General features: G+C 48.4%; 19 protein-coding genes and 1 tRNA gene. 15 read left to right on the top strand and 5 right to left on the bottom strand.

Annotated features, from left to right (window positions below):
- Together DMB44_RS08470 and DMB44_RS08465 are read left to right on the top strand one after the other, a co-directional pair.
- Positions 1–449, top strand: a 449-nt coding sequence (locus DMB44_RS08470) for an IS200/IS605 family accessory protein TnpB-related protein (RefSeq protein WP_153280202.1), incomplete at its 5' end; no start/stop codon positions are given.
- Positions 450–582: 133 nt separating this feature from the next.
- Entirely contained in the window at positions 583–987 is a 405-nt protein-coding gene (locus tag DMB44_RS08465; RefSeq protein ID WP_110642710.1) for a hypothetical protein, read from the top strand.
- Between the two features lie 5 nt (positions 988–992).
- On the opposite strand, the gene DMB44_RS08460 is transcribed toward DMB44_RS08465, so the two are convergent.
- A complete protein-coding gene (locus DMB44_RS08460) occupies positions 993–2,012 on the bottom strand; it encodes an aldo/keto reductase (protein WP_110642722.1) in 1,020 nt (339 codons plus the stop codon).
- A gap of 81 nt (positions 2,013–2,093) precedes the next feature.
- Between DMB44_RS08460 and DMB44_RS08455 the strand changes: the two genes are divergently transcribed.
- From DMB44_RS08455 to DMB44_RS08445, 3 genes are all read left to right on the top strand, one after another.
- Positions 2,094–3,479: an NAD(P)H-hydrate dehydratase gene (locus tag DMB44_RS08455; protein WP_201796960.1), complete on the top strand. Its 1,386-nt coding sequence runs from the start codon at positions 2,094–2,096 to the stop codon at positions 3,477–3,479.
- A complete protein-coding gene (locus tag DMB44_RS08450) occupies positions 3,480–5,000 on the top strand; it encodes a class I adenylate-forming enzyme family protein (RefSeq protein ID WP_110642708.1) in 1,521 nt (506 codons plus the stop codon).
- Between the two features lie 196 nt (positions 5,001–5,196).
- Positions 5,197–5,269, top strand: a tRNA-Phe gene (locus DMB44_RS08445).
- Positions 5,270–5,378: 109 nt separating this feature from the next.
- On the opposite strand, the gene DMB44_RS08440 is transcribed toward DMB44_RS08445, so the two are convergent.
- Positions 5,379–5,972 carry a tetratricopeptide repeat protein gene (locus tag DMB44_RS08440; protein ID WP_110642706.1) on the bottom strand — a complete coding sequence of 198 codons (594 nt, stop codon included), beginning with the start codon at positions 5,970–5,972 and terminating at the stop codon, positions 5,379–5,381.
- 287 nt (positions 5,973–6,259) lie between these two features.
- On the opposite strand from DMB44_RS08440, the gene zfx reads away from it, so the two are divergent.
- From zfx to cca, 3 genes are all read left to right on the top strand, one after another.
- Complete coding sequence (zfx, locus tag DMB44_RS08435; RefSeq protein ID WP_367181926.1) at positions 6,260–6,691, top strand: zinc-containing ferredoxin; 432 nt, start codon at positions 6,260–6,262, stop codon at positions 6,689–6,691.
- Positions 6,692–6,810: 119 nt separating this feature from the next.
- Complete coding sequence (locus DMB44_RS08430; RefSeq protein ID WP_110642704.1) at positions 6,811–7,170, top strand: nascent polypeptide-associated complex protein; 360 nt, start codon at positions 6,811–6,813, stop codon at positions 7,168–7,170.
- Positions 7,167–8,468 carry a CCA tRNA nucleotidyltransferase gene (gene cca, locus DMB44_RS08425; RefSeq protein WP_110642702.1) on the top strand — a complete coding sequence of 434 codons (1,302 nt, stop codon included), beginning with the start codon at positions 7,167–7,169 and terminating at the stop codon, positions 8,466–8,468. Before DMB44_RS08430 ends, cca begins: the two co-directional genes overlap by 4 nt.
- Before the next feature lie 114 nt (positions 8,469–8,582).
- On the opposite strand, the gene DMB44_RS08420 is transcribed toward cca, so the two are convergent.
- Both DMB44_RS08420 and DMB44_RS08415 read right to left on the bottom strand, forming a co-directional pair.
- Positions 8,583–8,777: a MoaD/ThiS family protein gene (locus DMB44_RS08420; RefSeq protein WP_237265384.1), complete on the bottom strand. Its 195-nt coding sequence runs from the start codon at positions 8,775–8,777 to the stop codon at positions 8,583–8,585.
- Positions 8,778–8,782: 5 nt separating this feature from the next.
- Positions 8,783–9,526: a proteasome assembly chaperone family protein gene (locus tag DMB44_RS08415; RefSeq protein ID WP_201796958.1), complete on the bottom strand. Its 744-nt coding sequence runs from the start codon at positions 9,524–9,526 to the stop codon at positions 8,783–8,785.
- A 212-nt stretch (positions 9,527–9,738) separates the two neighbouring features.
- On the opposite strand from DMB44_RS08415, the gene DMB44_RS08410 reads away from it, so the two are divergent.
- The 6 genes from DMB44_RS08410 to lpdA all read left to right on the top strand — a co-directional run bounded on the left by DMB44_RS08410 (position 9,739) and on the right by lpdA (position 16,039).
- The gene (locus DMB44_RS08410) at positions 9,739–10,419 is read left to right on the top strand and encodes a DUF3834 domain-containing protein (protein WP_110642696.1); all 681 of its coding nucleotides are present in this window, start codon (positions 9,739–9,741) and stop codon (positions 10,417–10,419) included.
- A 4-nt stretch (positions 10,420–10,423) separates the two neighbouring features.
- Positions 10,424–11,296: a type II methionyl aminopeptidase gene (map, locus tag DMB44_RS08405; RefSeq protein ID WP_201796957.1), complete on the top strand. Its 873-nt coding sequence runs from the start codon at positions 10,424–10,426 to the stop codon at positions 11,294–11,296.
- 263 nt (positions 11,297–11,559) lie between these two features.
- Positions 11,560–12,573, top strand: coding sequence for a thiamine pyrophosphate-dependent dehydrogenase E1 component subunit alpha (locus DMB44_RS08400; protein WP_110642694.1), 1,014 nt, complete (start codon positions 11,560–11,562; stop codon positions 12,571–12,573).
- Complete coding sequence (locus DMB44_RS08395) at positions 12,570–13,529, top strand: alpha-ketoacid dehydrogenase subunit beta (protein ID WP_110642692.1); 960 nt, start codon at positions 12,570–12,572, stop codon at positions 13,527–13,529. Before DMB44_RS08400 ends, DMB44_RS08395 begins: the two co-directional genes overlap by 4 nt.
- A gap of 4 nt (positions 13,530–13,533) precedes the next feature.
- The gene (locus tag DMB44_RS08390) at positions 13,534–14,727 is read left to right on the top strand and encodes a dihydrolipoamide acetyltransferase family protein (RefSeq protein ID WP_110642690.1); all 1,194 of its coding nucleotides are present in this window, start codon (positions 13,534–13,536) and stop codon (positions 14,725–14,727) included.
- Complete coding sequence (lpdA, locus tag DMB44_RS08385; RefSeq protein WP_237265383.1) at positions 14,717–16,039, top strand: dihydrolipoyl dehydrogenase; 1,323 nt, start codon at positions 14,717–14,719, stop codon at positions 16,037–16,039. Before DMB44_RS08390 ends, lpdA begins: the two co-directional genes overlap by 11 nt.
- An 86-nt stretch (positions 16,040–16,125) precedes the next feature.
- Here lpdA and DMB44_RS08380 read toward each other — a convergent pair whose 3' ends face one another.
- The gene (locus DMB44_RS08380) at positions 16,126–16,659 is read right to left on the bottom strand and encodes a cob(I)yrinic acid a,c-diamide adenosyltransferase (RefSeq protein WP_110642688.1); all 534 of its coding nucleotides are present in this window, start codon (positions 16,657–16,659) and stop codon (positions 16,126–16,128) included.
- Between the two features lie 150 nt (positions 16,660–16,809).
- Between DMB44_RS08380 and DMB44_RS08375 the strand changes: the two genes are divergently transcribed.
- Positions 16,810–17,931, top strand: coding sequence for an NAD-binding protein (locus tag DMB44_RS08375; RefSeq protein ID WP_237265382.1), 1,122 nt, complete (start codon positions 16,810–16,812; stop codon positions 17,929–17,931).
- Positions 17,932–18,380 lie beyond the last annotated feature (449 nt).

Genomic DNA, 18,380 nt, shown 5'->3' with positions numbered 1-18,380 from the left:
TTAGCGGATCCATAGTCGAATACGCATTGTCAAGAAAGATCGATACGATCGTTATAGGTCACAACGATGGATGGAAGCAGTCTGTGGATATCGGTAAGAAGAACAACCAGAACTTTGTGCAGATACCTTTCAATATGCTCATACAGCAGATCAAATACAAAGCAGAAGAGAAAGGGATCAATGTCATGATACAGGAGGAGAGCTATACAAGCATATGTTCGTTTCTTGATAACGAAAGCATAGAACAACACGACACGTACATGGGAAAGAGAATAGAGAGAGGTGTATTCCAGTCTGCAAATGGAACATTAATACATGCGGATCTGAATGCATCCTACAACACAATAAGAAAGGCAGTCCCTGAAGCATTTGACGGGATAGAGGGTATTGGGTTGTACCCACGGAGTTTAAGCATCAAGGAGATGATAACTTCCAAAGGTGGATGTTAACATGGTTAACAGAAACCATAACCTGCTTAGTACATGCAAGATCGGGATGCTGAACGATCAGAACCCAGAATTTTCGCAGTGATAACTATATATCTTTTCAGGCACTCTGCAACGATCTGCTGGGGATTAATATATGATAACATTCAGGAAGAGAATTGAAGTGGAGGCCAGTGCCGATGAGGCATTCAGGATCATATCCGATCCGGACCGGATAACAGAGTTCTGGAAGGGAACGCGCAGGATAATAAAAGAGGGTAAATTCTACAGGGTTCGCTTCGCCTTCCCGGCCTGGGGCATAATGTCGTTCCACCCAGATGCAGACAGGATGTCTGTTCTCACGTCCTATCTGAAGGGCCCGATCAGGGGTTCGAAGATAGATGCGATCCTGATCGAGAACGGCAAGACGCTGATACAGACGGAGTGGAACGTCAGGCTTTCGCTATACCTCAGGCCATTTGAACGCAGGATAAAATCGCATTTCGAGATCGGTGCAGAACATGCGCTTCTCAGGATAAAGGAGGATCTGGAAAAAAAGTGAGGGATCTATGAAACGATCTCGAAGTTCCTGTCGCCGTTCTGCCTCTTCACCATCCAGTTTGGATAGATGTCCCTGTTATCGGAGATCTTGTCCAGCCTCTCTATCTGTTCCCTCTTAAGGTTGACGTTCACGCTTTCAAGGTTCTCCTGCAGCTGATCCATGTTCCTCGCGCCTATTATGGCCACATGTCCCTTCGAGATTATCCATGCGAGGGCAACTTGCGACATGGTACAACCCTGCTCTTCGGCTACCTTTTTCACCTCATCAACGACATCCCAGCCACGCGTTTCGTCGAAGTAGGGGAAGAAGAAACCGCGATCGCCCATCCTCGTACCTTCCTTTGGCTTTTCACCGCGCCTGTACTTTCCGGTCAGCACGCCACCGTGGAGCGGGCTCCAGGACAGCAGGGTCATGTTCCAGTATCTCATAAGTGGAATCACTTCGTATTCCACGTCCCTGTTCAGCAGACTGTAGTTCATCTGCGCGCTCTCATACCTCGCATAACCACGGTCGACGGCCATGGCCTGCATCGTTGCCATCTGCCATGCTGTGAAGTTTGATACCGCAGGATAAATGACGTAACCGGAATCCACAAAGTGTTCCATGGTTGACAGGAACTCCTCAAACTCGCCATGCACATCCCAGCCATGGTACTGGTATACGTCCACCCATTTCGTATCCAGCCTCTCTAGGCTCTTCCTCAGCGCTATGGACATGTGGTGCCTTGAGAGGCCGCTCTCATTGATGCCGTTTCCGGTGCGGCCCCTTACCTTGGTGGCTATCATCACCTGGTCCCTGTACGGCTTAATGGATCTTCCAAGCATTATCTCGGAATCGCCCTCATCGTATACGTCTGCTGTATCGTATAGGTTGATCCCTGCGTCGAATGCGGCCTTCACCATCTTATCGGACAGATCCTGCGTCACACCGCCGAGCTTCCAGCGGTTCTTTTCTCCCAGCGTCATAGCTCCGAAGGCCAGCACGGAAACAAACGATGCCGTCTTTCCATATCTTACGTACTTCATATCCATTCCTAATGCTCTATCTTATTTCATACTTTTGATTTCCAATGCTTAATTATTTGTCTTCATTTGCAATATTTTTTTATGAACTACTACGTGGATATGCAGCATGACGACCTGAACTATGAGTATCTATACGGGAGCACGTATCCCCTGATGAAGAACGCTGGCAGGGCTGTTGCCGATGCCGTGATGAAGCGATACCCGGACGCGAAATCGGTTTGCGCCGTTGTGGGGACGGGGAACAACGGCGGGGATGCCATAGTGGCTGCCACAATTCTGCGGGAAAAATACGATGTTAAGGTGCTGGTCGTCACCGAGATCCGATCGGAACTCGCAAAAAAGGCGCTGTCTGAGTACGGAGGCCAGGTCCTTGGGATGGAGGCCATCGACGCATGCATGAAGTGCGACATCATAATAGACGGCATATTCGGCGTCGGCATATCTGGAGATCCAAAGGAACCATACAGGACTGCGATAGAAAGGATCAATGGATCTGGATCGCACGTGGTGTCTGTCGACATACCGTCTGGCCTAGGATCTAGGTACGCCGTGAAGCCTGAGATGACCGTTACCTTCACGATGGAAAAGTACGGTATGAACAGAGAGAACAGCGGAGATATCGTGGTTGCCGATATAGGGATACCACCAGACGTGAGGAAGTACGCTGGCCCCGGCGATCTGCTCTACTACCCAAGGCCTGATCCATCATCGCATAAAGGCATGAACGGCACCCTGGCTATAGTCGCAGGATGGGAATTCTACGGATCCTCTGTGATAGCGGCGCTGGCTGCTGAGCGTATAGGCCTGGATCTGATAAGGATCTACGTATCGGAAAGAAATTACCAGATAGTCTCCGGATATGACCCCGGGCTTATAGTCAGGCCGGTCTCGGCTATCGACGATGCCGTTGCAGCTGAAATATACGGCAATTCTGCTATGCTGGTTGGCCCGGGCATGGGCAGATCTGCGGAGGCCATGGATGCTGCTAGAAAGATAATACTGGAATCGAAGATACCGATGGTCGTGGATGCCGATGCTCTGAACGTTGTGGGCGAGTATCAGGGAAGCTTCCAGGGCAAGACAGTGATCATAACGCCGCATAAGGGCGAATTCAGGCGGATATCAGGCATGGAACCTACGGAGGAGAATGCCGTGGCATTTGCAAAGAAGAAGGGCCTAATCGTTGTACTCAAGGGGCAGGTGGATGTTATAACGGACGGAAAGGACGTTTACTATTCAAAAGGCGGAAATCCGAGGATGACCATGGGCGGTACAGGCGACCTGCTGGCCGGGCTTATATCATCGTTCCTGGCCAAATCCATAGATCCCATAAGATCCTGCCTCATGGGAACATACCTGAACAAGGCCATAGGCGATGCGGCACATGCGAAACACGGATACTGGTATACCATAACGGATATGATAGGCGAAATACCGGCCGTCATGGATAAATACATTAAAATATAGATGAAAACTAATACAGGCATGGTTCCCGGCATGGATCAGAGCCTGTACGACGCGTTCGCAAAGGTATCGGAGGACAACCAGAGCAAGGTGGCCATATACTTTCTGGGGAAGCCGCTAACGTATCATGACATCAGGGCCATGGCGGATTCTCTGGCACATAATCTGGAAGAGATGGGTGTGTCTGGACGCATCGCGATCATCGCGGGAAACTCTCCACAGTTTGTGATTTCGCTACTGGCCATCAATTCAATGGGCCTTGAGGCGGCACTTTTGAGGCCGGGAGAATCGCCTGAGGCATATGACTGCCAGTACGTAATAGCAAGCGACTACATGATGAATTACCAGGAATTCAACTTCAGGGACATGTTCCTGATAAGGGATGAGGACCTTGCGCCCTATGGCACATCTCTGAAATATTATTTCAGGGAATACCTAGGCGAGCGGCGTGATCTTTCATCCAGACCAGGCGTACACAAGCTGTCGGATCTGATCTTCGATAGATACGGCCAATACGATAGGGACAGAAGCCCAGATGACACATTTATAGTGAAGAAAACCAGGAAGATGGAATCGCCTGTACTCATCAGAAATAAGGACATCATGTCTGCCATCGCTGATCTATCTACCTACCTTGATGGCTTCAGAAAGAACATGCTGATATCATCCTCCCTCTACCATATGTCAACGCTGCAGTTTCTCTTCACCGCGCTGATGAACGCTGGAACGGTGAACCTGGTTCCTGACTATATGGACGGGCAGACATCCATGAAGCTGGCTGGCAGGCTGGAGAGCAACATGGTCGTTGGCAACTCGCATCTCTACCGCCAGATAGTTGAGAAGAAGATAGGCATTCCAAAGACTATCAGGTTCCTGTTCATGATAGGTGAGGATTTCGCCCCAGAGTTCATGGACAGATTCAGAAGCGCAACCGGCCGCACCATAAAGGTCGGCTTCGATATGACTGAGTCATGCGGTGCCGTAACGATAAGCCCGCTTGATTCGGAATACGACGGCAGCATCGGAAAACCGCTGCCAAATGTAAAGATAAGGATAACCGACAGATCAGGCAAGGATGTCCAGCTTGGCGAAATGGGCTTCATAGAGGTTTCCCCTGGCAGGTTCATGGGTGCAGAATCACAGTACTACAATACCGGTGATCTTGGATATATTGATGCGGGCGGTGGCCTTCATCTGGAGAGAACGAGGAGGATGATCATAAATGGGAGCCTCATCGACCCGGAACCAATAGAGGTTGCAGCAACTAAGAGTTCCGGCGTGAATGATATAGCGATAGGCATGCGCTATGAAGGTGGGCTTCCTGTACTGGTGGCATATGTGGTAACCGAAGATGTCAACGGCATCAAAAGATTTTTCGAAAGCAGATTCCCGCCGTATCTTAGGCCTCAGAAATACATCGCGGTCAAGAAGATACCGAGGAGTCCTGCAGGAAAGATAATCAGGGATCAGCTAATTGAGATCCATAGCGGCGATCAGCAGAAAGCTTCAGCAGAGGCCAATTGAGGTTATTCCGCAATACTTCCAAAATGCCGGTGAATGCATAGATGACGCATGCTGTGGAAAAATTGATAAAGATATATACCATACGCTCACACCTGAATGGCCGATCATGTGAGATTGAGAGGATGCCATGATCGATCTTCTGCAGTGTCAGATGATCGGACATGAAGGATCGATGCATCAGGACGGCATATTATGAGCCGTGGTAGCTCAGTTGGGAGAGCGCCAGACTGAAGATCTGGAGGTCGCTGGTTCGATCCCGGCCCACGGCATATGGTAAACAAAGATCATAAGGATTATTCTGCATTCACCATCTGATTCATATGCGGGCTAAGCTGACAAGGATGGGGTTTTTCTTTCATAATATTCTGCGATGGCAGATCATGTTTCTCCTAAGCTTTGGCAGATTTCTGATTCTTTATGGCATTTGTCAAGAACAGATAAGATGAATGATCTGAGCCAGCCGGATGCCTCTTCCTTTGCCTCATTGAGCATTTCTAGACCCTCACATTCTCTCTTCTCATAGGGTTTTTCTCCGACGAGATCAAGATATCTCCTCTTGGAGATCAGAGCTCTATCTTTATCCCCGGTTCTGGCTGAAGCTATTGCAAGTGAAAGATACGCGTATGCATAATTTTGGTCTTCTTTGACAGCTTCTTCCATCATCTCAAGCGCCAGCTGATTCATATTCAGCTTGATCGCACACCATCCTCCCCAGAGAAAGGATCTACGCATTCTGCCGGCCTCGGTCTTCGCATCCCTCAGGTACAGTTCAAGCGCCTTCCTGTATGGTTCGATGCTCTTTTCCCTCTCTCCGGTTTCTTCATAGCATATGGCCAGGCCATGCCATCCACCTGCAACATCTGGGAAAGCCTTTACGAACTTCTCATAGAGAACGAGCGCATCTTCATATTTTTTCATGCAGATCAGAGCCTCGGCCGCCTTGTACAGCACATCTAATCGATACTCTGCCATGCTTGAGAATCCAGTCAAGTTTATTTAAGTTTATTAAAATTCTCATACATGATCGCCGATACCTTTTCAATCAGTCATGATTCAGATGTATGTTAGGAACAAAGACTTTAGCCATTTGCGCATGCACTGCCGATACCGTTGTTAGATGTCAGATAATCGTCAAAAACTCATTTATAATTGATTGGATCTGTAAATCGGATATTTGAAGAATGAACTCTGTCAACATTTTCTCCATCTCTTACGTATAGTTTAAATAAAAATATAAAATATCTTGTCGGTGAGTGTATTTGGTTAAGCTAGAGGAGCTTGATTTCAAGCCAAAGCCCATAGATGAGCACTTTCTTGAGAACGACAAGGATTATCCTGTAACCGGTCAGCACAATGGCCATGACGTGAGAGCCGAAGGCATGCAGAGGCTCGACGCTGACGGAAAGCCATATCCCACTAAGCTGGGCATACACGGTACTCATGTTGCCGTTGACTGGGACTGCTGCATTGCAGATGGTGCATGCATGGATGTCTGCCCTGTCAACCTGTATGAGTGGAATCTTAACCCAGGTAAATCAGGTACGGGGAATGACCACAAGATAGCAAAGGGCAGCGATGAATGGAACAAGTACAGGACGGATAAATGTGATCCTGTCAGGGAATCAGACTGCATATTCTGCATGGCATGCGAAAGCGTCTGCCCTGTGAGAGCAATAAAAATAACCCCGTAAATCACAAACCATCTTTATTTTTGTATCGACCTGGTTTTTTGTCCGCCAAGTTTTGATCACAATTCTATTCATGTCTTTTAAGACTCAACTTTATTTATGATCTAATGATCAGTGCTAAAATGATACCTGGCAGGATGAATTCAAGGGAGATGCGCCGGCTGATGGCGCAGATGGGAATAAAATCCACCGAAATGGACGACGTCACAAAGGTAATATTCAAGGGAAAGACGAAGGATTACGTTATAGATAACGCACAGGTCACGATGATAGAAGCTCAGGGCGTTAAGACGTTTCAGGTCGTCGGCACTATGAGGGAGGTTCCCAAGGAGCCTGAAGAGAAGAAGGAGGAATCATTCCCTGAAGACGACATAAAGCTCGTTATGGATCAGGCAAGCGTCTCGAGGGAGAAGGCAATTGAGGCGCTGAAAGCATCAGGCGGTGAACCAGCACAGGCCATAATGAACCTGATGCAAAAATGATAAACTATCAGGAAATACTCAGCAGGTACCGGCCAACCAGTGAGGAGGAGAGCAAGTTAAAGGAGATATCTGCCGATATAGTTGCAAAAATAAACTATATCTGTTCTTTACGCGGGCTGAGGGCTGAAGCTGTTATCGTTGGATCATACGCGAAGGGTACCAACCTCAGGGATGGGGATCTCGACATATTCATAGCGTTCGATCGTGATTATCCCGAAGAAATTGTGAATAAAGAGGGCCTCCGCATCGGCCATGCAGTCCTTCCAAATGGCAGGGAGAAGTACGCCGAGCATCCATACGTCAGCGGCGAGGTGAAAGGCGTAAAGATAGATGTTGTGCCCTGCTATAAGATGCATTTCGGCGACAGGAAGATAAGTGCCGTGGATAGAACGCTACTTCATACGGAGTATGTCAATCAGCATCTCGATGATAGGGGCAGGGACGAGGTCAGGCTATTGAAGATATTCATGAAGTCCATAGGCGTGTATGGGGCAGAGGCCAGGACGTTTGGGTTTTCTGGATATCTGTGTGAACTCCTTGTGATAAGATTGGGAAGCTTCGATAGAGTCATACAATTCTTCTCAAAGGCGAAGGGCAGAGTTATACTGGACGTTGACGAGAGATTTCAAGATCCCATGGTGTTGATAGATCCGGTCGATCCTGACAGGAACGTAGCATCGCCTGTAAGCCTGGAAAGCCTGTCCAGGATGAAGATAGCATCAAAGTTATATATATCGTCGCAGGACGCGCAATTCTTCCAGATCGATTACGAAAAGAAAGACGTAGCTTACCATGACAGGGGTACATGCATCATGATATATTCGATCCAGAAGCCTGATCTAACTGATGACGTTATCTATCCTCAGGTGTACAGGTTCAGATCTGTATTGCAGAAGATAATGGAGGCTCATGAGATCAGGGTGATATCCTCTGAGATCGATGTAAGCGACAGAATATACGTCCTCATTGAAACGCCGACATGCAATGAGGATAGAATACATGTGCATACTGGCCCACCCGTGGATACGGATAATGCAGTTGACTTCATCGAAAGCTGGAAGATCAGGAAAAGATCGCGTGGGCCATATCTCGTGGGGGACAGACTATATGTGGACGTCTTCACTGGTGAGCGAAGCATTGAGGAGATCGTAAGGGCCGATATCGAGAACTATTCCATCGGCAAAAATCTGGATAAATTCAAAAAAAACATTGAAATAATGAGGTTCAAAGGCAATTCTGAAAGGATGCCTGTACTGGATAAGTTCTTCGGCGCGGACGTGTTCAGGCGTAATACCTGAAGGTATCACTCAGTTTCTCATTCGTTTTAGATTCTACAATAAAAAACTTAGGAAATATACCTGTTATGAAAATATGGCAGCCTTTATCCATGTACGCTCTATGTTCAGACTGCATTATCCTCCAGAGAACACCTCCAGTATTACCACATCATCTTCCTTATTCACTATATGATCGCTCAGAACGGGAGATCCGTTCACTATGACCACATATTCGTCCTCGTTCAGGCCGAGATCAGACATCAGATCAGAGACCCTTCTGCTGGAGTCGATCTCGATCTCCTTCCTGATGTGCCCTCTGACCCTTATCATGGGGATCATCCATACATGGACTGCGGCTCGCTCTGCTTTGCCTGAAGTTCCTTGTACTGCTCCTCTATCTTCTTTATCTGCTCATCGAGCTCCTTGACCTGTTCCTCTAGCAGATCCGTCTTTATCTTGAGGTTATACGCCTTGTTGAGCGCATCGACTATTGCAAGAACTGCGCCAGGATCAGGTATATCCACGGATGTGGGGGTTATGAGCGAAAGACCGGTTATCTTCCTGACCAGGCATTCGTTTAGGATACCACCACCCATGCCAGCTATGATGGCAGAATCAGCCGGCTGTATACCTGCCTTCTTGAACTTGTCCAGCTTCGGCCTCTCGGCAACTGCGAACACTGATCTTTCTTCTGGAATGCCGTTTGCTGGGCTCCCCTCCATCACGACTATCTCGCTGGCGCCAACCTGATCGATCCAGTTCATGAGCGTGTTCGATATCTCGTATATATGCGCGCTTGATATTGGAACCTCGCACATGGCAACCAGCACGGTATTTGAATTATTGGCATAAATTCTGAATGGGTGCCTCAGCTTTCCACCCACGAATACGGCCACAGGTGGAATATGCTGAGAGATGAGATGTGCAATCTGATGCATACCAAGTGTCTCGACGATATAACTTGCAGCAAGCACACCTGTCGGCGTGGATCCTGCAAAACCGCATAGTACAACTGGATTGTTGTAGCTGCGCTTTTCGAGTTCCATTACCTGGCTTTCTGAGGCCTTCTTTGTAACCATGATCATTTTAGGCAATATTGATATTTATATTTATCCTGAATTGATCCGATCCGTTTAACTCGCACTATACGTTGATTACGCTGATCATCGAATATACCCAGGTGATGGCTTGAGGAACGGACCGTGTTCATTCGAAGCATGCATGATCATTCGAATAGGAAATAAGTTCATTTTAGGATAAGCATATAAATAATATTGCAATAGTCCACCGTATGAAGATAGGTGCTCCATTTGCAGGGCCGGTATCGTTTCCACTGCTGGTTATATCGGAATATGAGGATATAGATCTGCACAACACCTGTTCTGAAAGCTCAAATTTTGATGTCGTGCTGGATTCCATAACGAACATCACGAAATACGGAATGCCCATAATGGCCGGAGTCTTCATAGATATGTATTCGGTGATAGGAAGCACCGAATCAAAGATCATATACACAGTTAAGAGGGGAACCCTGGCCGATTACAATGCCAGGCTTATCGCATCTGCAATATCTGGCCAGGTTGTCAACGCAGACCCAGAAACGGTTATGCGTGAAGCGGGCAACGGAAAGATGGGGCTGGTGGGGAATGAGATAGCTCTGGGCATGAAATATTCCGATTTAGCAAGGAAGCTGGGCATACATGCAGCCTCCTGCATGATCGCAGCGAGGGACGCGTCATTCAAACCCGTTCTGGATTATTACCAGAAGGGTATAGACTTCATAGCGAAGAATCCGGATAGAGCTGCTGAAATAATATCCAAGAAGAGCGGATACTATGATGAGAGTACCATGCGGAATATAATAGGCATATATCAGCACAGGCTGACCACAAGCAGATCCGATCTTGAGTCATCCATAAGGATATATTCAATCGTTGAACCTGCTGTGTACAGGCTGAAGATACTGAGGTGATCTAGTGGATCCTGATGTAAAGAAAAAATACATGGAGGCAGGAAGGATAGGAAAGAGAGCTCTGGAGATCGGAGCAAGCATGATCGAACCGGGATCAAAGCTGATCGACGTGGCAAGCGCGATGGAGAAGTTTGTGCGTGATGAGGGCGCAAAGCCGGCCTTTCCCGTCAACCTGTCCATAAATAACGATGCTGCTCATTATACGCCATCAATAAACGATAAGAAGATCTTCAGGACAGGGGACGTGGTGAAGGTTGACTTCGGAGCGCACATCGATGGATACATGTCCGATACAGCCATAACGGTGGAGGTTGGGGAGCAGGGCAAGCATTCTGATCTGATAGAAGCCGCAAGGCAGGCCCTCAATGCGGCCATAGAGGTGGTCAGGCCTATGAAGAGCGTCAACGAGATCGGAAGAAGGATAGCCGAAGTCATAGGATCATACGGTTTCAAGCCGGTGAGGAACCTTGGCGGTCACGGCGTGGAACGCTACGATCTGCATGCATCTATATTCATCCCGAATTATGACGATGGAAACGTCGTTAGACTGCAGCCGGATCATGCTATAGCCATAGAGCCGTTTGCCTCCACGGGCATCGGTCTGATACATGAGGGCCAGCCCGGGAATATATACATGATCGACAGCCCAAAGCCGAGGCAGGACGAGGTCATATACAGGAACTTCAACAAACTGCCGTTTGCAGAAAGATGGCTGGAGGGCCTCGTAGACGATCCCAAGAAGTATCTTAGGGCCATGATGGCCTCCAAAGAGGTATATTCGTTCCCTGTTCTGAAGGAGCACAACGGATCTTTCATAGCGCAGTTTGAACACACCATGCTTGTTCTGAACGATGAGGTCATCGTCACCACAAGATAACGCGCGTCTTAGTCTTCACAGAGGGCTGTATCCATCGGAATAAATTATAATGATGCAGTTCGTTTTATGCTATAGTTCATGATATCATTTATTTTATTCTCATTGCATTTATATATAAGCGAATCAAAATGAATAGTAATAAATACTTAATAATCATTATTACCCGTGCAGAGCAGAGTAAAGAAACCAATTGATCGTGGATACGTTTTTTACAACCACGTTAATAATTATCATGCTCTGCGGATATTCAAGAGGGTGTTTGTATGACGGAAGTTCTGGATCAGGATGAGAAGAACCTTATGGTGAGGGGATTCACATCCATGGTGCTGGGAAGGTATTTTGACAAAAAGATCATAACGGCCCAGAGGCAGGGGCTGGTCGGCTTCTACACGCCCATGATGGGGCAGGAGGCTACGCAGGCCGGTGCGGCCATGGCTCTTTCAAGGAACGACAGTGTTTACGGCTACTACCGCGATGTGACGATGCTAATATACCTGGGCCATCCAATAGAGAAGATATTTGACCAGATAATGGGCAACGCGGAGGACAGCTCCAAGGGCAGGCAGATGCCTAGCCATTACAGTGCAAAGGAGATAAATTTCATGTCAGTACCGAGCCCTGTCGCAACGAACCTTCCGCTTGCGGTAGGTGCGGCCTATGCCAAGAAGTACAGGAAGGAGGACGGCATTGTGATAACCACGTTCGGCGATGGCGGAACATCCACCCCAGACTTCCATGCAGCCATGAACTTTGCTGCAGTCTTCGATCTACCCGTTGTATTCCTGTGCGAGAACAATGGATGGGCCATATCTCTCCCTGTGGAGAGGCAGACGAAGGCCGAGATATACAAGAAGGCAGAGGCATACGGCATGAAGGGTGTCTACGTAGATGGAAATGACTTCATAAAGACTTACAGAACGGTGAAGGATGCGGTGGAATATGCGCGTTCTGGGAATCCGATACTCGTGGAGGCTAGGAGCTACAGGATGGGACCGCACTCCACTTCGGACGATCCAAGCAAGTACCGAAAGAATGAGGTGCAGGAGAACAGCGATCAGGATCCGATCGTCATAGCGGAGAAGCTTATGATCTCAGGAGGATACCTCAACCAAGCGGAGATAGAGAAGATCAAGGAAGAATCCAAGAAGATGATCGATGAGAAGTTTGAGGAGCGCCTGAAGATCCCAGCGCCAGCTCCGGAGACGATGTTTGATGACGTGTATTCAGAGATGACCTGGGCGATAGAAGAGGAGAGGGGTGATATACTACGCAGATGAACATGGTTCAGGCGCTAAACAGCGCAATGGATCTAAAGATGTCAGAGGACGACAGCGTCATAATCCTCGGCGAGGACGTTGGAAAGGACGGAGGCGTATTTCGAGTCACAGATGGCCTGCAGGCGAAGTACGGTACGCAGCGTGTCATAGATACGCCGCTTTCTGAGCTTGGCATAGTGGGAATGGCCATAGGAATGGCCGTTAACGGCCTGAAGCCAATACCAGAGATACAGTTCCAGGATTTCATATACACGGCCATGGATCAGATAATAAACCAGATGGCCAAGATCAGGTACAGGTCTGGCGGCGACTACACGGTCCCGCTGGTTCTGCGTACGCCAGTAGGTGGTGGAATAAAGGGCGGCCTCTATCATTCACAGAGCGGGGAGGCCTACTTTGCCCATACCGCAGGCTTGACGGTGGTGAGTCCATCCAACCCATACGACGCCAAGGGGTTGCTCATATCCGCCATAGAGTCACCAGATCCAGTCATATTCTTAGAGCCGAAGAGGCTGTACAGGGCTCAGAAGGCGGAGATACCGGAGGACAAGTACACAGTACCGCTCAGAAAGGCAAATATAATCAAGCAGGGCAGCGATGTGACGATTATAACTTATGGTTCGATGGTTCCGACAGTTATGTCCGCGGCTTCCAAGTCAAAGTATGATGTGGAGGTCATCGATCTGAGGACGATCGTTCCCATGGACAGGGATACGATCCTGAACTCGGTGAAGAAGACAGGCCGCGTCGTCATAGTTCATGAGGCTCCAAGGACGCTTGGGGTGGGTGCAGAGATATCGGCCATGATCTCGGAGAGGGCCATAGAGTACCTTTACGCACCGATACTGCGCGTCACAGGGCCTGATACGCCGTTCCCGTACAGGCTGGAGGACTACTATCTTCCAAATGAGGCCAGGATAAGCGTAGCGATTGAAAAGGTCATGACATTCAGGTGATCATATGTACGAATTCAAACTGCCTGATATTGGAGAGGGCGTAACAGAAGGCGAAATAGTCAAATGGGATGTGAAGGAAGGAGACGAGGTGGAGAAGGATCAGGATCTCGTTGAGGTTATGACTGATAAAGTTACGGTCAAGATACCATCGCCGGTAAGGGGCAGGATAGCAAAGATACTCTACAGAGAAGGACAGGTCGTTCCGGTCGGTTCCACCCTCCTTCAGATCGATACTGGAGAATCGGCAGAGATCCAGCAGGTGCCGGAGAAAGAGGAGAAGCCGGCTGAAGCCGTTCAGGTGAAGCAGGTGCCCCTACCTGAGGTATCTACGCATGTTCTGGCTAGTCCGGCCGTCAGGAGGATAGCCAGGGAGAACGGCATAGATCTGTCAAAGGTCGGTGGCACAGGCGAGGCTGGACGTGTGACACTGGACGATCTGGAGAGATACATGAAATCACCGCAGCCATCAGCCCAGAAGAAGGTTGAGGAGGTACACACGTCTCCGCATATACCTGCGCAGAAACAGCCTGCTGGTGCAGAGGAGATACTTGAGATGCACGGCCTGAGGCGCATAATCTTCGACAAGATGACGAAGGCAAAGCAGATAATGCCTCACTTCACCGTTATGGAAGAGGTTGACGTAACTTCGATGATGTCCATACTGGATTCTGCAAGGGCACGCGGCGTCAAGGTCACAGTTACAGGCTTCCTTGCAAGGATCGTTCCTTCAGTGCTGAAGAGGTATCCGTACCTGAATGCGATCTACGATGAAAATAAAAAGTCGTACATCCTGAAGAAGTACTACAACATAGGGATAGCGGTGGATACTCCTGACGGACTGAACGTCTTTGTGATAAAGAATGCGGACGGCAAGAGCATGGTGGAAATTTCCGCCGAGATAGCGGATAAAGCATCAAGGGCGAGGGAAAACAAGCTTCAGCTAGATGAGGTTCAGGATTCCACATTCACCATAACGAACGTTGGAACGATTGGAGGCATAATGTCGACGCCGATAATCAACTACCCAGAGGTTGCCATACTGGGCGTGCACAGAGTGTTCGACCGCGATGGCAAGAAGTACATGTACCTATCGCTGTCCTGCGACCACAGGCTGATAGACGGTGCAGTCGCCACCAGGTTCATAGTTGATCTGAAAAAGGTTATTGAGGATCCGAACGCTATTATCTATGAGATCTGATATGTACGATGCAATAATAATAGGTTCGGGGCCAGGTGGCTATGCAGCCGCAATCCGCCTGGGGCAGAGGCAGAAGAAGGTTGCGCTGATAGAGAAAGACAAGATCGGGGGCGAATGCCTGAACTACGGCTGCATACCTTCAAAGGCCTTCATAGAGCTTGCCAACTCAATAAACTATCTCAGGGAGATGCCTGGAGTTTCGATAAATTATTCAATAGACATGAAGAAATGGCAGCAATGGAAATGGTCCATGATCAACAGGCTTACCGGCGGAGTGGAAACGCTCTGCAAGGGGTACGGCGTAGATGTGATAAGGGGCGAAGCATACATTGTGGACAGCAACCATGTGAAGGTCGGAGACCGGACGATAGAGGGCAGCAACCTTGTCATAGCAACCGGATCAAAGCCGGTGAAGATCAAAGGCATAGACGACGTGGTGTACAACAGGGAGATACTGGATCTGGATCACATACCCGGATCGGTGGCCATAATAGGCGGAGGATACATAGGCGTAGAGATAGGTACGGCGCTGGCAAAGCTTGGTTCCAGCGTCACGATCATAGAAATGATGCCCAACATACTCCCCGGGACGGATCAGGAGCTGGTCAGGCATGTGGAGAGGAGGCTATCGCAGATCGGCGTGAAGGTGATGACAGGTAAGAAGGTCCTTAACACGCAGAAGTCAGAAAAGATCAGGGTAAACATGGAAGGAGGAGAGTACGTCGAGGCTGATACAGTGCTGATGACCGTTGGCAGGATACCAAACACCGAGGGCTTCGGCCTTGAAAACCTTAAGCTGGAGATGGACGGCCGTTTCATCAAGACGGATGCGCACAAGCGCACAAGCGTCCCGAATGTGTACGCCATAGGGGATGTTTCCGGGCAGCCCATGCTCGCGCACAAGGCATACTACGATGCCGATGTTGCAGCTGACAACATATGCGGTATAGACAGCGTGGTTGAGTACAGGGCCATGCCCTACGTCATATACTCAGATCCGGAGATAGCATACACAGGATCAAAATCTGCAAAGTCCACAAGATTTCCTGTTGCAGCAAACGGCAGATCGCTGACCATGAATGAAAATATAGGCACATTCAACATATACTACGACGAGAAGGGCATAGTCACAGGGGCCGGCTTTGCAGCGCCGCATGCAAGCGAACTCATAAGCGAGATATCCCTCGCCGTGGAGTCGGGGCTCATGGCCATGGATATAGGCCTGACGATACATCCGCATCCGACCGTGAGCGAGGGCGTGAAGGAAACGGCAGAGGAGGCTTACGGCAAGCCGCTTCATTTCAAAATATAATCATTCAAATCAGGTAAAAGATCTGGTTGTGGATACATCCGCAGGATATCGAGGGATCCTGCTTTTTATTTTTCATCATAAGGACATCAGGATATCCTGTGTATGCTCCATATCTTCTCGGCTATATTTAACCTCTTGTTTGAAAGAAGCGCATGCATGAAAAGTACAGAGGATAGCCTGTTAGCATATATGAGCACGTTCTTGTTTATCTCTGTGACCTTCGATGCGGCGACTATTCTCCTCTCGAGCCTTCTGGAGACGGATCTGGCCATGTGGAGCGAGGCCGACTCTATTGAACCACCCGGAACCACAAAGAGTTCTATCTTTCCTATCTCCGCCTTCATCTCCCTGACGCGTTCCTCAAGATGATCGATCATCTCCCTGGTCACAACCCTGCCCTTGCCCCCAGTAGATACGTCCTCGCCCAGGACAAAGAGATCGTTCTGTATCTTGAACAGGTCGTTTTTGATGTCATCCCATCTGCTCAGCACGAGCGCGTAGCCTATGAAGGAGTTGAGCTCATCTATCGTTCCCTGCACCTCCACCACTGGAGAGTCCTTTCCCACCCTGGCCCTGTTTGCAAGATCCGTTTCGCCCTGATCCCCTCGCCTTGTGAACATGATTTCATCATCCCATTACAGCCAACTTACTATGATTACAGTTGACTTAATAACATGCCATGATCGGAATGCGGAATAAATAGATAGCTGCATGAATGATCCTGGCGAGGTCTTTGCAAAAAGCTTTATCCGCGTCAATCATTTTTAAAGGTGGCAAGAGAAGCTCGCATCCTTGAGCCGAGATGGCTGGTTCTGATCCAGGGGCTGATCACCACTGTTCTTGGTCTGTCTCTCGTATCTTCCAACCATGTGGTATCGATCCGCATATTCATCGTATCGTTTTCTGTATCTCTAAAGGCCATGGCATTCCTGGCCATATTCGACGGTTTTATACTTGCCGTATACGGCTTCATGGCCAGGGAAAAGACAAGGAACGCATGGCGCATCATGGTGGCGGGATCTCTTCTCACCATAGTGATACTTTCCATCGGCGCAGGCAGGCATTTCCACATAACCGCCATAGGCATGGCCTTCTCCTTCTTCGTCATATACATAATCTTCAGGAGGCGCAGGGAGTACATCTATCCCAACCGCATGCTCGGAAGGCCGGAGGTTGCCATAGCTCTTGTCACCATAACGTTCACGATACTGTATGGCATAGGCGGTTCGCTCCTCTTCGGCGATCAGTTCCGACCGCCGATAACCAACATTGCAAATGCATTCTATTTCACCGGGGAAACCGTGACCACGCTGGGCTTCGGAGATATACTGCCGGTCACAATCGATGCAAAGATGTTCACCATATCCCTGGCGTTCCTTGGAGTAGCAATATTTTTTAGCTCGATCACCGCTCTCATACTGCCCACAATAGAGAGACGCCTGGGCGGCCTGGTGAACAGGATGGAGAAGAGAGAGCTCAAAACGCTCACGGATTACATATTGATATGCGGTTATTCTAACCTCATGCAGGAGTACGTGTCTAGGATGAAGAGTTCAGGTTCAGTGGTTGTGATCATAGAGAAGAATCCTGAAAGCGCGCAATCGCTGAGGGATGAAGGATACATAGTCTTCGAACACAATGCGGATGACATCGATCTGCTTTCATCCTTCGACTTCTCATCAGCGCGGGAGATCATAATCGGATCTGGGGACGATGCGTATAACCTGATCATAGCTGCTGCTCTGAAAAGCGTGATAGGGAATGATAATTCCTCAAAGGTCAGGGTGCTTGTGGTGGATCCGAAGGACATGGTCAAATTTGCCATAATGGGATTCCGGCTTATTGACGTTTCATCCATACTGTCCAGGAGTCTTCTAGAAGGCAACGCCTAGGAAGATGCGTGTATATGATTACAAAAATTATAATCCGTAATTCTAATAACTATTTATACAAATACTGTATTATATTATTAACTATGAAAGCAAATGAGGTATTAAATCTACTACGAATATCATGAAAGACGCTTCATGTATACACCTCAACGGGGAAGAAAGGTTCAATGGAGATAGGCTATGAAAACGATGAGAACTGAACAGATCTTTATCCGTGATAATGGCGTAATATCCAGAGTGCCATGTATCAAAGAACCTATATAATCAGGTAAATTATATCCTAAGAAACCAGTTTTTCAATAGGGAAAAATTATCATCATATAAGGATCTTGCAAAACAGTTTTCAAAACCATCAGGTATAGAGGAAAACAACAATTTCCAGAAACTGCCAGCACAGACGGCACAGTGGACAATAAGAAAGGTCAAGGAATCATGGAATTCGTTCTTCA

Source organism: Thermoplasma sp. Kam2015 (assembly GCF_003205235.1).
GTDB lineage: Archaea > Thermoplasmatota > Thermoplasmata > Thermoplasmatales > Thermoplasmataceae > Thermoplasma.
Note: the sequence above shows the minus strand (reverse complement) of the source record. Positions and strands in the feature narration are given on the sequence as shown.

Coding starts and splice junctions, on each gene's coding strand:
- DMB44_RS08465 (WP_110642710.1), top strand. CDS start 583: ATGATAACATTCAGGAAGAGAATTGAAGTGGAGGCCAGTGCCGATGAG.
- DMB44_RS08460 (WP_110642722.1), bottom strand. CDS start 2,012: ATGAAGTACGTAAGATATGGAAAGACGGCATCGTTTGTTTCCGTGCTG.
- DMB44_RS08455 (WP_201796960.1), top strand. CDS start 2,094: ATGAACTACTACGTGGATATGCAGCATGACGACCTGAACTATGAGTAT.
- DMB44_RS08450 (WP_110642708.1), top strand. CDS start 3,480: ATGAAAACTAATACAGGCATGGTTCCCGGCATGGATCAGAGCCTGTAC.
- DMB44_RS08440 (WP_110642706.1), bottom strand. CDS start 5,972: ATGGCAGAGTATCGATTAGATGTGCTGTACAAGGCGGCCGAGGCTCTG.
- DMB44_RS08430 (WP_110642704.1), top strand. CDS start 6,811: ATGATACCTGGCAGGATGAATTCAAGGGAGATGCGCCGGCTGATGGCG.
- cca (WP_110642702.1), top strand. CDS start 7,167: ATGATAAACTATCAGGAAATACTCAGCAGGTACCGGCCAACCAGTGAG.
- DMB44_RS08420 (WP_237265384.1), bottom strand. CDS start 8,777: ATGATAAGGGTCAGAGGGCACATCAGGAAGGAGATCGAGATCGACTCC.
- DMB44_RS08415 (WP_201796958.1), bottom strand. CDS start 9,526: ATGGTTACAAAGAAGGCCTCAGAAAGCCAGGTAATGGAACTCGAAAAG.
- DMB44_RS08410 (WP_110642696.1), top strand. CDS start 9,739: ATGAAGATAGGTGCTCCATTTGCAGGGCCGGTATCGTTTCCACTGCTG.
- DMB44_RS08400 (WP_110642694.1), top strand. CDS start 11,560: ATGACGGAAGTTCTGGATCAGGATGAGAAGAACCTTATGGTGAGGGGA.
- DMB44_RS08395 (WP_110642692.1), top strand. CDS start 12,570: ATGAACATGGTTCAGGCGCTAAACAGCGCAATGGATCTAAAGATGTCA.
- DMB44_RS08390 (WP_110642690.1), top strand. CDS start 13,534: ATGTACGAATTCAAACTGCCTGATATTGGAGAGGGCGTAACAGAAGGC.
- lpdA (WP_237265383.1), top strand. CDS start 14,717: ATGAGATCTGATATGTACGATGCAATAATAATAGGTTCGGGGCCAGGT.
- DMB44_RS08380 (WP_110642688.1), bottom strand. CDS start 16,659: ATGTTCACAAGGCGAGGGGATCAGGGCGAAACGGATCTTGCAAACAGG.